Raw genomic sequence first — 13,369 nt, forward strand, 5'->3', positions numbered from 1 at the left:
GCGTGCCCGACCGGTCGACGCCACCGGGAACGACGATGGCGATCTTCATCGGCCGGCCCCGATCAATTCGGCATAGATCGCGCAGAGCCGCGCGCCGACGCGGTCGAACGACAGTTCGCGGCGGAAATGCTCGATCGCCTGGCGCCGTAAGGCCATGCGATCGCGGGGCGCGAGCTCGACCATCGCGGCGGCGAAGGCGGCGGCATCGCCCACCGGGACCAGCGCGCCGACCGGCCCGGCGATCGCACGGAACGGGGCGATGTCGCTGACGATCGGGGTCGCACCGCAGGCCAGCGCCTCGATCAACGCATAGCCCGACCCCTCGCGGTGGCTGCCGAGCAGGAAGACATCGGCGGCGTTGAGCAGCGTCTCGATCTCGGCGTGCGCGACGCGTCCGAGCAGATGGACACGTTCGGCGAGCGAGGGTGAGCCGGCGATCCGCGCCAAGACCGCGGGCAACAGCGGCTGGTCGTGGAAGCAGCACCAGAAATGCAGCGCCGGGAGCCGGCGCGCGGCGATCTCGATCGCGTCCAGCATCGTCAGCGGGTCCTTGTTGGGATCGAGCCGCCCGACCCACAGCACCGCCGGATCGCCGTGCATGCCGCAGCGCGCACGCGCCGCGGTCTGGTCGCCAGGCGAAAACGCGGTCGAGCTTTCGGGAACGGCGAAAACCGGGATGTCGGGCGCGAGTTCGCCAGCGGCAACGAACGGTCCCGCTTGATCGGTCGCAGTGAATGCGATCCCGGCGACGCCGGCCAGCGCGCGCCGCCGCGGAGCACCGCCCGCGCCGGCGCGGCTGGCATGGTCCTGGACCAGGACAGGGAGGCGGAGCCGTCGCAGCGCCGCCATATGGCGCGCGAAGTCGAGCCCGTTGACGTGGAGGATCTGGGGGGCGCCATCGGCCACGGCGCGCGCCAGCCGGCCCGGTCGCAGTCCCGTCGCGCGACCCGGCAGCGCAGGTTCGGCGACGAACCGGTAACGGACGCCGTCGGCGACGAATTCGGCGTCGCGATGGAACGACTGGACCACGGTCACTTCCGCCCCGGCACGCTGCGCCGCCGCTGCGATCGCGGGGAGCGTCGGCCAGTCGGCGAGCAGGCGCTCGGGGTCGATCCGCGTGCGCGGGCGGACGATGTTGACCTGGGCGACGCGCATCAGCCGAACCTCGCCTGGAGCAGGTCGATCGCCGCATCGGGATCGCGTGTCAGCTGTAATCGCCACGCTCCCGGCGCTGCCAGTGCCGCGACCGCCGCCGCCGATTCCGCGCACAACAGGTCGAAGCCTGGCTCGAGCTGCGACAGCGCCGCAACCGCGTCGGCCGGCGTGATGGGATCGAGCGACAGAGGATCGCCGCGGGAGAGGACGACCAGCGCCGCGCGATCAGCTTGGCGCGGACCAGCCGTTGTGGTGATGGCATGCTTGCGCTTGCCGCCGCGCAAGCGAACATCTTGCGCGCCCGCGGGAGCATCGGCCGGCAAGACATGGATCGGCCGCGGAAAACCCCAGATCCGCAAGCCCGCCGCGCTGTCGACATAAACCGTGTCGTCCGACAGTATTGGCAACTCGCGCCGCATCGCCGCCAGCGCCAGCGTGCTCTTGCCCGATCCACTCGCGCCTGCGAGCAGGATCGCCGTCCCGCCGATCATCACGCCGGCGGCGTGGATCGGCACGCGTCCGCGCCGTGTGGCGATGAACAGCAGCAGCGTGTCGAGCACCTCCTCGGCGAGCGCGCGGGGGGCGTCGATCAGCCGCACGGGGACCAGACAGCGCGCTTCCCCGTTCGTCGCGTCCGCCGCCCCCGCGATTCCGCCGCCCGCGATCGTCAGGCGTGAACCTTCGACGCGGATCGCCGGACTTACCTTGTCGGCGGGCGTGTCGTCGCGAACGAGGCGGAGGATGATCTCAGGCTCGGGGATCGACGGCTCGACCAGCCAGTCGGCGACGGCCGCCCGAGCGGTCGCGAGCAAGTGGGGATCATCGGCGATGACCAGGGTCGGAATGCCAAACAGCATCAACTGGCATTGCCCGGCCGCGTCCCGCACCATTCCGTCCCCTGTTCGCATCCGTCATCGCGGCGCCGGCCGAAAGGCGCATGCCGCGTGATTTTGTTCTCCCATTCCAACTTCCTGGTTCATGACGCGAAGCAACAGGCCAAGATGCGGCCCTATTCGCCGCTGTCGACGCTGATCGCGGCGGCGCTGGTGCGGCGTGCGGGACATGAGGTCGCGCTGTTCGATGCCACCTTCGCGCCTGGGCTCGACGCGTTCGAGGCGATGCTCGACGCCATCCGGCCGCACGTCGTCGTGGTCATGGAGGACAATTTCAACTTCCTGACCAAGATGTGCACCACGGTGCGCCGCGAAACCGCATTGGCGATGATCCGCGCGGCTGCCATCCGCGGGTGCCGAGTCGCCGCCAACGGGCCGGACGTCAGCGACAATCCCGCCATGTATTTGTGCGCCGGCGCCGATGCGGTGGTGCTGGGCGAAGGCGAAAGCGCGTTGCTCGAGCTGGTCGACCATTGGGAAAGCGGGGCGGGCGAGCTCGCGCGGATACCTGGGCTGATCCTCCCCGACCTCGGCGCCACCCGGCCGCGGCGCGCGCAGCAGGACCTGGATGCCTTGCCGCATCCGGCCTGGGATTTGCTCGACATCGCCGCCTATCGCGCCGCCTGGACCGGGGCGCACGGCGCGCTGTCGTGGAACATCGCGACCTCGCGCGGCTGTCCCTATGCCTGCAATTGGTGCGCGAAGCCGACCTTCGGCCGCCGCTACACGGTGCGCTCGCCCGAGGATGTGGTGCGTGAGATGGCGCGGCTGAAGCGCGAGGTCGCGCCGGAGCATTTGTGGTTCACCGACGACATATTGGGGCTCGATGTCGACTGGACCTGCGCCTTCGCCGACGAAGTACGGCGCGCCGACGCGGCGATCCCCTTCACCATGCAATCGAGGGTCAATCTGATGACCGAGCGCAGCGTCGCGGCACTGGCGGAAGCCGGCGCGCGCGACGTGTGGCTGGGGGTGGAATCGGGGTCGCAGGCGATCCTAGACGCGATGGACAAGGGCAGCACTGTCGATGCGGCACGCAGCGCGACGCGGACACTCAAGGCGCATGGCATCAAGGCCTGCTGGTTCATCCAGCTCGGCTATCCGTCGGAAAGCTGGGACGATCTGATCGCGACGCGTGACCTGATCCGCGACGAGGCGCCCGACGAGATCGGCGTGTCGGTCGCCTATCCGCTGCCCGGCACCGATTTCTACGAACAGGTCCGCGCCCAGCTCGGCCGCCAGCGCAACTGGAAGGACACCGGCGATCTCGCGATGCTGTTCCAAGGTACCTACGACACCGCCTTCTACCGCAAGGTGCGCGATCTGCTGCATCGCGAGGTCGAGACCGGCGAGCGCGACGATCTGGCCTGGGCGCGGCTCGAGGAGCAGACTCACGACCATCGCTCGCCGAGCCCGTTCCGCCTCGCCGTCGGGTCTTGAGGCGATGCCCGCGAACGAGCTGTCGCCCGCCGCTTTGGCGTTCGATTCGATCGCCGACGGGTTCGATGCCCGCTTCACGCCGTGGTTGAGCGTCGCCGCGCAACGCCGCGCGGTGCGCGAGGCGCTGGCAGCGACCTTCGCGCCGCGCTCGCGACTGATCGAGCTCGGCGGCGGAACTGGGGACGACGCCTTTTGGATGGCGGGACGCGGGCATCGGGTGCTGATGACCGACCCGTCGCCGGCGATGGTGCGGGTCGCCTCGGCCAAATTCGCCGGGCGTCCAGCGCTCGCGGCGCAGGTCGCGCCGGCCGAAGACCTGGCCGCGATCAAGGGGATGTTCGACGGCGCCTGGTCGACCTTCGCCGGCCTCAATTGCGTGAGCGATCTCACGCCGGTGGGGCGTGGGCTGGCGCGACTGCTTCGCCCCGGCGCCTCGGCCATGCTGGTGCTGTTCGGAACCTGTTGCCCGGGGGAGATGCTGGTCGAGGCGCTGCGCGGGCGGCCGCGCAATATGTTCCGGCGCGCCGCCAAAGGCATGGTTCCGGCGCGGCTCAATGGGCACGATTTCACCGTGACCTATCATCGTCGCCGCGATCTGGTGGCGGCATTCGCACCATGGTTCGCGCCGGCGGACCGCCAGGGGATCGGCGTGTTCGTGCCGCCGAGCGCCGCCGAGCCGTGGATCTCGCGCCACCCGCATCTGCTGGCGCTGCTCGATGCCCTGGACGATGCGCTCGGCCGGCCGCTGCCGGTGTTCGGCGACCATGTCCTCTACCGCTTCGTGCGCACGGAGGCGGCGGCGTGAGCGAGGCGGCACTGGCGCAATTCGCGGCCGATTATGCCGAGCATCGCGCGGCCGAAGGCAGGGGTTATGCCGGCGACGCGCTGCTCAGCCTGCCCTATCTCCGCCAAGGCCCGTTCGCCGCGCAATGGGCGGTGCGTGCGCGGAGTTTCGAGGCATTCATGGCGCGCGTCGTCCGCCCGTTCGCCGCCACGCATGGCGCGCTGACCATGCTCGACCTCGGCGCGGGCAATGGCTGGCTGAGCTATCGGGCCACGCTCGAGGGGCATCACGCCATTGCACTCGATATCCGCGACGACGCGGTCGACGGGCTGGGCGCGGCGGCGCCGTTCGTCGCGCGCGCGCCGGGCGGGATCGATCGCATCACCGCCTCGTTCGACGCGATCCCGCTCGGCGCGGCGAGCGTCGACGTCGCCGTGTTCAACGCCGCGCTGCATTATGCCACCGACCTGCCGGCGACCCTGGCCGAGGCCGCGCGCGTCACGCGACCGGGCGGGCGGGTCGTGATCCTCGATTCCCCCTTCTACTCGCGCGAGCGGGATGGATTGGCGATGGTCGCGGAGAAGCGGGCGCAGGCCGGCGACCGATTCGGCACGCGGGCCGATACCTTGCTCGCCTTGCCCTTCGTCGAGTTTCTCACGCCGGAGCGATTGGCGGCGGCATCCGACCTCGCCTGGCGTCGGATCCGCGTGCGCTACCCGCTCGCTCATGAACTGCGCCCGTTCCGCGCCGCGATCGCCCGGACGCGGCGCCCATCGCGGTTCGATTTGTGGGTCGCCGAGCGGCCATGATCCTGCTGGTCAACCCGCGCGCCACGCGCCCCGACAACCGCCGCTTCCCGCTGTCGCTGATGGCGGTCGGCGCCGGGCTTCCCGCGCATCGCAACTGGGAGATCGTCGATGGCAATCTGCCGCATATCAATATCTTCGGCGTGATCTGCGATTGGGTCGAGAGTCGTGCCGGCACCGACGACCCGGTCACCGCGATCGCGCTGACGGTCATGCCCGGGCCGCAACTGGTCAGCGCGGTGCCGCTGTCGAAGGCGCTCAAACAGCGTTTCCCCGCGATCCCGATCATCTGGGGCGGCAATTTCGGCAGCCTCTATCCCGAGCCGGTGCTCAATGCGCCTTATGTCGATTGGGTGATCCGCGGGCAGGGCGAGAACAGCTTCGCCGAGTTGCTCGAGGCGATCGAGGGCAAGCGCGATCCGAAGACGATCGCCGGCATCGCTTTTCGGGAGGCGGACGGCAGCCATTTCAAGGCGCCCGAGCGCGTCTGGCTCGGCCCCGACGATCTGCCCGCGCCGCCCTATCACAAGGTCGACGTCGCCCAATATCTTCACCCGACCTTCCTCGGGCGCAGATCGGGAGTCTATCAGGCGTCGATCGGCTGTCCGTTCGGGTGCAATTTCTGCGGCGTGATCTCGGTGTTCGGGCGGCGCGAGAAGGTCCAGGCGCCGGCGCGCACCGCCGAGCATCTCGGCTTCCTCGCGCGAACCCATGGGATGGATTCGGTCCACTTCTACGACAACAATTTCTTCCTCAACGAACCGCATGCGCGCGAGATCGCCGATGCTTTCGCACCGCTCGGGTTGCGCTGGTGGTGCGAGGCACGGGTCGACACGCTGACCCGCTTTTCCGACGACACCTGGCGGCGGCTGAAGGGGGCCGGGCTGACCATGGTGTTCTGCGGTGCCGAGTCCGGATCGGATGCGATTCTCAAGAAAATGAACAAGGGCACGACCACCCATCAGATCGCGCTGACCGCCGCCAAGTGCCGCGAGCACGGCATCGTCCCCGAATTCTCCTTCGTGTTCGGCGATCCCGACGAGCCCGAGCGCGAGATCGAGAACACGCTCGCCTTCATCCGCCGTCTGAAAAGCATCAACCCGGCGATGGAATTGATCAGCTATTTCTACACGCCGACGCCGCAGCGCCGTGATACTTATGGCAATGTCGACCCGCTCGCCGGCACGCCAGGGACGCTGGAGGAATGGATCGAGCCCGAATGGGTGGCGTGGATGACGCATGAGAACCCGCACACGCCCTGGCTGGAGCCGCGGCTGAAGGCGCGGGTCGACGATTTCGAACTCGTGCTCAAGAGCCGCTTCCCCTCGGTCCACGACCGCCGCACGCGCGGCTGGGGAAAGGCATTGGGCCAGGTCGCCGCGTGGCGGCGCTGGGCGCGGGAGGACTATGCCGATCCCCATTTGCTGCGCCGCATCCGCAAGCTCGCGCGGATCATCCCCGACGACAACCAGCTCTACGGTCATTTGCGGCCGTCGGCCAAGTCAGGGGAGGCGCAGGCCGCCGAGTAATTGCCAGCCGCGCGCGCGATAGATTTCGAGGCTGCGGCGGAGCGATTTGTGCGGGATCAGGTCGGCGGCGAGCTGTTTTCCCCAGCCGCGTGGCCCTCGCGTCCACATGAAATGCTCGGCGAGCGATAGCCGGCCGAGCCGTTGCGCCGTGGCGGGCGTCAGGCGCCGGACGACCTCGACCACGCGGCGCGGCGCGGCGCGCGCGCAGGCGGCCAGCGCCCCGGGCGGGACCGTGCCGGGAGCGAGTTGTTCGGCGAAGGCGAGCGCGGGATAGGCATAACCGAGCGCGTCGCAAGCGACCGCGATCGCGTCGAATTCGAGCCAGGACAAGCGCCCCGACGCGGAGTCGCGGCGGATGACCAGGACCAGTTCGACAAGCCGCACCAGCGTCAGGTTGTGCAGGCCATGCCCGGCATGCACCGCCAGATGGAGCGCGAGCAGCGGCTGGTCGAGCGCGTATCCGGTCGGCGGATCGCCCCAGCGCCGCGACGTCGCCATCGGTCGCCCGATATCGAGCCTCGCGACCGGCGCGCCCGGGGCGACCTCTATGTCGAGCGAATGATGGAGGTCGACCGTCCAGGGATCGTCGCGATGGACGAGGTACAGCGAGTTGGGCTGGGCCGGGGCGCCGCCTTCGTGCCAGGTGCTTTCGAGCCGCCCGCGCGACGTAGGGATCAATCCGCGCGACCACAGGATCCTTTCCGCGGTCGTGACCTGCTCTGGGCTCACCAGCAGGTCGATATCGGACGCCGGCCGCGTCCCGAGCGCTGGAAAATAGGCGCTTTCGGTGTCGAGACCCTTGAGCACCACGGTGGGAACCCCGGCCGCAGTCAGCGCACCGGTGATCGCCGCACAGGCACGCCGCAAGCGCCCGGCGCGGTCGCGATTATGCCGCCAATGCTCGCGCAACGCCGCGGTGATCGCCTCATCCGCGGCAAGGCGTCCGTCCGCGGCCCACCATCCTAGCAAGGGCCCCATGCCGGACACATAAGCGGCCACTCCGATCGCCGCTGCGTCGCCCTCGATCGTCGCGCAACCGTCGACGAGAACGCCCTGTGTCGCCCGTGCGATTGCGCTCATCGCCCTGGCTCGCCGTTCGATGTCGATATCGGGCCACAACCAGGCTGGATTGCCGCGTGCGGCCGCCCGTCGCAGGCGCTTGGCTATCTCTTCGGGATCGATCGCGCCCTGCTCGGTCATCTGCGAGGTTGGTGTCGCAGTCAGGCGGCGACGTTCACTGTCAATTGCGCCGCAACGATCGCTACGTCAATTCGCGTGGAAGCTCGTCCGGTGAGTCGCTGGCAAGCTCAATGCCGGGCCCCGATATTGTCGCGTTCTTCGTCTGTAACTTTAGATATACATGACCGAATAACTGATATGATTACGGTGAGAATTATCTTCCCCGCGGCCGAATTATACAGAGATCACCGTAGCTTGATCGACGTTGCGTCGTTCGGACAGCTGCCGCGCCTTCCCGTAATGCTAAACCAGTATAGTTAAAAAGCGTTACATAATTGGACAGTGCGCGCGAAAATTAATCAGCGATTTCGGCACCATAGGGGCATAGAAAAATGACACGGCAACGGCCGGTGGGACAAAGGGAGTTAACAAAATGCGTGATCTTCGTTTTGACGAACTGAACCATGTCTATGGCGCTGGCGGCCGTGGCTGCTACACCCCGCCGTCGTGCGGCGGTGGCAACGGCAGCAAGTCCAAGAAGTCGAAGTCGCACAAGTCGAAGTCGCACAAGTCGAAGTCGAACAAGTCGAAGTCGCACAAGTCGCAGCGTTATTGCTGACTTGAGGGCGGGCCGCGTAGGCCCGCCGTTTAGAAGTTCGCAAGCCGGCTCCTATATACTTCGGTCCGACTGAAGCAGGAGCCGGTTTATGCATGTGATGCGTCGAGACATGGATAAGGCCGCCGCGAGCGCCACCGATCTCGAGCTGATCTGGCTGCTAGGGCAGCCGCAGCTGACCGATTATCTGGACTTCGTGAAGCACAAGGTGATCGGCGGTGACGCGGTCGATCCGCGCGTGCTGGTCGACGAATGGCGCGCCGCCAACGATCATTATTACGAGCTCGAACAAGGCGAGGCGGGGATCGCCGATCGCATCCAGGTCCGACCGGTCGAGAAAGCGCTGCAGCCCCTGTGTGCCGAGCTGGAAGCCAATCCCTGGTTCCGCCGCTCGTTCGACAACCTGCCTTATACGATCTGCAAGGTGGAACTCGACAAGCTCGTCGTGTCGCAGATCCATGTCGAGCGCGGCGTCACCTTCGGCCGGGCGCAGAAGCTCGGCGCCAAACCGTCGCCCGAAGCCTTGTTCAATTTCTGCCTGCCGCGCGAACGCGCGCTGCCGCAGGTCACCGTCCAGCGCCTTAGCGGCGGCCGCTATCTGTTCACGTCGCCCTCGACCGATTTCCGCGCACACGACACCGTGCTGCTGCGTCCAGAGCAACTGGTCGATTACGATTGCGCGGGGCCGATGTTCGCGATGCTGGGGCTGCCGGTCGGGTTCGGCTCGAATTTTCTGAGCGGGATCCGCAGCGGTAGCCGCGTGCTGCTTCAGAACGGCTATCACCGCGCTTATTCGCTGCGCAACGCCGGGATGAAATACGCTTATTGCGTGATCGAGGACGTGACCCGCAAGGACGAGCTCCGGCTGACCGCGACGTCCGACATCATGGACGATCCGGAATTCTATTTCGCCGCCAAGCGGCCCCCGTTGCTCAGGGACTTCTTCGACCCGCGGATCGCCAAGTCGCTCAAGGTGCGGCGGATCGACAGCCAGGTCGAAGTGGAGATCAAGGTCCGCTCGGGCAGCGCGACGCTGCTCTGAGCGTCACTCCGCCGGTGCCGCCAGCAGATCCTTGCGGCGCGACTCCATCACCGCCTGGCCGCCGGCGATCCGCACGACATAGTCGGCGCGCTCGATCAGCGCCGGGCGATGCGCGATCACCACGCGGGTGATCGGCAGCGAGGTGACCATGTCGGCGATGCGGATCTCGGTTTCGGGGTCGAGGTTGGCCGTGCCCTCATCGAGGAACAGCACGTCGGGATCGCGATAGAGCGCGCGTGCCAGCATGATCCGCTGGCGCTGGCCCGAGGACAGTGCCGCGCCCATGTCGCCGATCAGGCTTTGATAACCCATCGGCATGCGCATGATGTCGTCATGGATCTGGGCGAGCTTGGCGACCTGCTCGATATCCTGGTCGCGCGCATGCGGTGTGAAGAACGAGATATTGTCGGCGATCGTGCCGGTCAGCAGGCAATCGTCCTGCAGCACGGCGGCGACGCGCCCGCGCCACGCCGACATGGTGGCCGGCGACAGCGGAATCTCGTCGATCAGGATCTTACCCGAATTGGGCTGCATCAGCCCCAGGAGCAGGCGCATCAGCGTGGTCTTGCCCGACCCGCTCGGCCCGATCACCGCGACGAACGAGCCGGCCGGGATCGTCAGGTTGGCGCGCGCCAGGATCGGCGCTTCGCCGGCGTCATAGGCGAAGTTGAGGTCCTCCAGACGGATCGCCGGGCCGGTCAGCAAGCCACGCCGTTGATGCGCCGGGAACTCTTCCTTCTGCTCGGTGACGATGTCGGACAGGCGTTCGAGATGGACGCCGAGCAATCGCCACTTCTGGAATTGCTGGACCAGCGCGGAAGCGCTGCTCGCGAAACTGCTGCGATAGGACAGGAAGGCGAGCAGGGTGCCGACCGTGAGGCCGCCTTCCAGCACGCGCAGGCCCCCGAGATAGACGCACAGCACGAACGACAGGCCGAACAGCAAGTTTTCGCCGAGATCGATGCCGATCTCGTACAAGCGGGTGCGATAGGATGCCGAAATCACTTCCGCATAGCGATTGCGCCAGCCGCTTTCGCGCTGCGCCTCGTGGCCGTGGATCTTGACCGCGCGGACGGCGCGGATGGTTTCGAGCAGATAGGTGTCCTCGTTGGCCCGCGCGATGATCTCTTCCTGCGACCGCATGCGCAGGCCCGGGTAGAGCAATTGGGACAGGGCGAGATAGGCGAGCGTGCTGACGACGACGACTCCCGCCAGCACCGGGCTGATCATCAGCATGACAATCAGCGTGGTCGCGACGAGCATCGAGTCGATCAGCACGCTGACCAGGCCACGGGTGAGCAGCGACTGGATCGGCGAGATCGACCCGATCCGCGACATGATGTCGCCGACGTGGCGCCGTTCGAAAAAGCCAAGCGGCAAACGGATAAGGTGGCGAACGACATTGCCGCCCATATGGAACGACAGCGACTGGCCGACGGTCAGCAATACCCAGTCGCGCAGCGCACGGGTGATGCCGTTGAGGATATAGACCGCGCCGAACCCGATCATCAGCAGGAACAGCAGGTTGGAATCGGCCTGGGCGATCGCGTCGTCGATGACGATCTGGATGTAGAACGGGGTGAGCAGCCCGGTCAGCTGAAGGACCAGCGACAAAGCGAGGATCCGCGCGAACGTGCTGCGGTAATTGATCAACCGGCTCCATAGGTCGGTCAGCCGCGTCCTGGTCTGCGCGACGATCGGCTTGAACGCCGCGGTCGGCGAGAGCTCGAGCGCGACGCCGGTGAAATGCTTGCCGACCGTCGCCAGCGGCATGATCTTGCGCCCCTGCGCCGGATCGAGAATGACCGCCTTGCCGTTGCGCACCGACTCGATCACGACGAAGTGATTGAGGTCCCAATGCAGCACCGCCGGCATCTGCAGCTGGCCGAGTTCGTCGAGGTCGAGCCGCACCGCACGCGGCGCGAGCTCCAGGTTCGACGCGATCGCCATCAGTTGCTCGAGCGTCGCGCCCTTGATCGACGTCGGATAGAGCCGGCGCAGGCCGGGCAGGTCGACCTTGTGGCCATAAGCGCGCGCCACCATGGCGAGCGACGCCAGCCCGCATTCGGCGGCCTCGGTCTGCAGGATCGGCTGGACCCGACCGCTCCCCGTCCAGTTCATGCTCATGGCCCCATCTTCCCGACCAGCGGTCCGAACAGCAGCGCCCAGAGCGGCCGCCGCGCCAGGACCAGATCGGCCGACAGGCTCATGCCCGGCCGCACGGTGGCTTGCGCCGCCGGAATCGTCGAGGTCAGCGCCACGCGGACCCGGAACACCGGCTCCTTGATCTCGAGCGAGGGATCGACCGTCGCCGGATCGACCGCGACGGGAGAGATTTCGCGCACGACGCCGCCACCCGAGCCGTATTTCTCGAACGGAAAGGCGTCGAACCGCAGCCGGACGCGCTGTCCCGGCTTGGCGAAGCCGATCGCCCGTGACGGCGCGTACAGCCAGACTTCCATCGAGCTCGCCTTGGGCAGGACGCTGACGACCGACTGGTCCGCGGTGACGTGCCGGCCGATCTCCACGGTCAGGTCACCGACCTCGCCGTCGACCGGCGCGGTGAGGACGATGTTGTCGGATCGCTGGATTTCGTCGCGCTGGTTGGCCAGCGCCGCGCGTTGCGCCAGCAGTTGCGATCGCGCCTTTCCGGCATCGAGGCCGCCTTGCGACAATTTCGCCGTCAGGTCGGCGACGGTACCGCGCGCGGTGATGATGCGCTCGCCGAGCACCTCCGCCTCGCCGCGCTTGGCCAACAGGTCCGCCCGGGCGTCCTCGACCTGCCGCTGTGTCCCGGCGCCCTGTTTCGCCAGGCGCACGTTGCGGTCGACAGCCGACTGCGCCAGCTTGACCTGGGCTTCGGCGATCACTTGCTGGCGTTGCAGCGACGTGATCGTCTGGGTCATGACCGATCGTTGTTCGGATATCGCGCCCGATGACGATTTTTCGCTGGCGGTCGCCAGCGAGAGCTGTCGATCGATCTCGGTGATCTGCTTGTCGAGTTCGTCGAGCTGCGCCGACAAGCCACGCTCGCCCTGCGCCAGCGACAGCCGCAGCAATTGCTGGCCGGCGGAGACGTGCTGGCCGGGGCGCACGTAAATTTCGCGAACCTCGCCGGCGGTGCGCGGATAGACGCGCGCGACGCCGTTGTCATAGGCGACCACGCCGCGCACGCTCGCCGTGCTGGCATAGCTGCCGAAGGTCAGCGCCAGCAGCAGGCAGACCGCGACGGTCGAAATGATGATCGTATAGATGCGCGCCGACGGCGGCGCTGCGACCATCACCGTTCCCGCGAGGCGCTGCCTGCCCTCCTCGATCACTTCCTGTCGGAACAGTGCTTCCGTCACGCGCGGTTTCGCTATCCTGATTACGTACCGCAGGCCTAGCGATGTCCGACTAATAGCCGGTTAACCGCCGGACACCGCATTTAAACGTGACTTTAAGACGGGCGATTTACAGCGGCCGGATGAAGAAGCGGGCGGTATTAACCTTCGTTATAGTTGCGCCGATGGCCGGATGCGCGCCAAAACCGATGCTCGCGGTGCCGCCGTCGGTCCTGTCGGACGACTGGCGCGAGCCGGTGCCCGCCGCGACCACAGCGCGCTGGTCGCTGGGCATCCTGCTCGGCGCGCCGCCGCTCGAAAAGCTCATCGCGGAGGGGAAGGCGAACAACGCCGACCTCGCCGGCGCGCGGGCGCGGCTCGATCAGGCGGTCGCGTTGCTGCGCATCGCGCGCAAGTCGACGCTGCCGCTGGTCACTGCCGGCGCCACCCCAAGCGCCACTAATTATCTGACCAAGGCGTTCGACTTCTCGGGCAGCGCCGTGAGCGTCGACGTCACCATTTCGCCCGACCTGTTCGGGCAGGAAAGCGCCAAGAAGCGGGCCGCCGCCGCGCGCGTGACGGCGAGCCACAACGATGTCGAG

12 protein-coding genes are annotated in these 13,369 nt (G+C 67.3%); 7 read left to right on the top strand and 5 right to left on the bottom strand.

The window, feature by feature from the left end; all coding sequences use genetic code 11:
* Positions 1–45: 45 nt before the first annotated feature.
* Together ACTHJR_RS18690 and ACTHJR_RS18695 are read right to left on the bottom strand one after the other, a co-directional pair.
* Positions 46–1,155, bottom strand: coding sequence for a glycosyltransferase family 4 protein (locus ACTHJR_RS18690; protein WP_440524933.1), 1,110 nt, complete (start codon positions 1,153–1,155; stop codon positions 46–48).
* Positions 1,155–2,045, bottom strand: coding sequence for a hypothetical protein (locus ACTHJR_RS18695; RefSeq protein WP_440524934.1), 891 nt, complete (start codon positions 2,043–2,045; stop codon positions 1,155–1,157). The genes ACTHJR_RS18690 and ACTHJR_RS18695 overlap by 1 nt, the downstream gene beginning before the upstream one ends.
* A gap of 54 nt (positions 2,046–2,099) precedes the next feature.
* Between ACTHJR_RS18695 and ACTHJR_RS18700 the strand changes: the two genes are divergently transcribed.
* The 4 genes from ACTHJR_RS18700 to ACTHJR_RS18715 are packed head-to-tail and all read left to right on the top strand — an operon-like array spanning position 2,100 to position 6,607.
* Positions 2,100–3,488 carry a B12-binding domain-containing radical SAM protein gene (locus tag ACTHJR_RS18700; protein ID WP_440524935.1) on the top strand — a complete coding sequence of 463 codons (1,389 nt, stop codon included), beginning with the start codon at positions 2,100–2,102 and terminating at the stop codon, positions 3,486–3,488.
* A 4-nt stretch (positions 3,489–3,492) separates the two neighbouring features.
* The gene (locus tag ACTHJR_RS18705; RefSeq protein ID WP_440524936.1) at positions 3,493–4,293 is read left to right on the top strand and encodes a class I SAM-dependent methyltransferase; all 801 of its coding nucleotides are present in this window, start codon (positions 3,493–3,495) and stop codon (positions 4,291–4,293) included.
* Positions 4,290–5,081, top strand: a complete 792-nt coding sequence (locus ACTHJR_RS18710) for a class I SAM-dependent methyltransferase (RefSeq protein ID WP_440524937.1) — start codon at positions 4,290–4,292, stop codon at positions 5,079–5,081. Before ACTHJR_RS18705 ends, ACTHJR_RS18710 begins: the two co-directional genes overlap by 4 nt.
* Positions 5,078–6,607, top strand: coding sequence for a B12-binding domain-containing radical SAM protein (locus ACTHJR_RS18715; protein WP_440524938.1), 1,530 nt, complete (start codon positions 5,078–5,080; stop codon positions 6,605–6,607). The genes ACTHJR_RS18710 and ACTHJR_RS18715 overlap by 4 nt, the downstream gene beginning before the upstream one ends.
* Here ACTHJR_RS18715 and ACTHJR_RS18720 read toward each other — a convergent pair.
* Complete coding sequence (locus tag ACTHJR_RS18720; RefSeq protein WP_440524939.1) at positions 6,581–7,807, bottom strand: nucleotidyltransferase family protein; 1,227 nt, start codon at positions 7,805–7,807, stop codon at positions 6,581–6,583. The two genes, ACTHJR_RS18715 and ACTHJR_RS18720, sit on opposite strands and share 27 nt — an antisense overlap.
* Before the next feature lie 412 nt (positions 7,808–8,219).
* On the opposite strand from ACTHJR_RS18720, the gene ACTHJR_RS18725 reads away from it, so the two are divergent.
* Positions 8,220–8,405, top strand: coding sequence for a hypothetical protein (locus ACTHJR_RS18725; RefSeq protein WP_440524940.1), 186 nt, complete (start codon positions 8,220–8,222; stop codon positions 8,403–8,405).
* 109 nt (positions 8,406–8,514) lie between these two features.
* Positions 8,515–9,444, top strand: coding sequence for a hypothetical protein (locus ACTHJR_RS18730; RefSeq protein ID WP_440524941.1), 930 nt, complete (start codon positions 8,515–8,517; stop codon positions 9,442–9,444).
* Positions 9,445–9,447: 3 nt separating this feature from the next.
* Here the strand turns inward: ACTHJR_RS18730 and ACTHJR_RS18735 are convergent, their stop codons facing one another.
* Positions 9,448–11,565, bottom strand: coding sequence for a peptidase domain-containing ABC transporter (locus ACTHJR_RS18735; protein ID WP_440524942.1), 2,118 nt, complete (start codon positions 11,563–11,565; stop codon positions 9,448–9,450).
* Positions 11,566–11,567: 2 nt separating this feature from the next.
* On the bottom strand, positions 11,568–12,791 hold the full coding sequence (locus ACTHJR_RS18740; RefSeq protein ID WP_440524943.1) for an HlyD family secretion protein: 1,224 nt from the start codon (positions 12,789–12,791) through the stop codon (positions 11,568–11,570).
* 185 nt (positions 12,792–12,976) lie between these two features.
* On the opposite strand from ACTHJR_RS18740, the gene ACTHJR_RS18745 reads away from it, so the two are divergent.
* A partial coding sequence (locus tag ACTHJR_RS18745) for a TolC family protein (protein ID WP_440524944.1) occupies positions 12,977–13,369 on the top strand: 393 nt, incomplete at its 3' end.

It is taken from the genome of Sphingomonas sp. (genome assembly GCF_051962185.1).
Lineage (GTDB): Bacteria > Pseudomonadota > Alphaproteobacteria > Sphingomonadales > Sphingomonadaceae > Sphingomonas.

Excerpts from the sequence above, each read along its gene's own strand:
- ACTHJR_RS18690 (WP_440524933.1), bottom strand. The coding sequence starts at position 1,155 with ATGCGCGTCGCCCAGGTCAACATCGTCCGCCCGCGCACGCGGATCGAC.
- ACTHJR_RS18695 (WP_440524934.1), bottom strand. The coding sequence starts at position 2,045 with ATGGTGCGGGACGCGGCCGGGCAATGCCAGTTGATGCTGTTTGGCATT.
- ACTHJR_RS18705 (WP_440524936.1), top strand. The coding sequence starts at position 3,493 with ATGCCCGCGAACGAGCTGTCGCCCGCCGCTTTGGCGTTCGATTCGATC.
- ACTHJR_RS18715 (WP_440524938.1), top strand. The coding sequence starts at position 5,078 with ATGATCCTGCTGGTCAACCCGCGCGCCACGCGCCCCGACAACCGCCGC.
- ACTHJR_RS18720 (WP_440524939.1), bottom strand. The coding sequence starts at position 7,807 with ATGACCGAGCAGGGCGCGATCGATCCCGAAGAGATAGCCAAGCGCCTG.
- ACTHJR_RS18725 (WP_440524940.1), top strand. The coding sequence starts at position 8,220 with ATGCGTGATCTTCGTTTTGACGAACTGAACCATGTCTATGGCGCTGGC.
- ACTHJR_RS18730 (WP_440524941.1), top strand. The coding sequence starts at position 8,515 with ATGGATAAGGCCGCCGCGAGCGCCACCGATCTCGAGCTGATCTGGCTG.
- ACTHJR_RS18735 (WP_440524942.1), bottom strand. The coding sequence starts at position 11,565 with ATGAACTGGACGGGGAGCGGTCGGGTCCAGCCGATCCTGCAGACCGAG.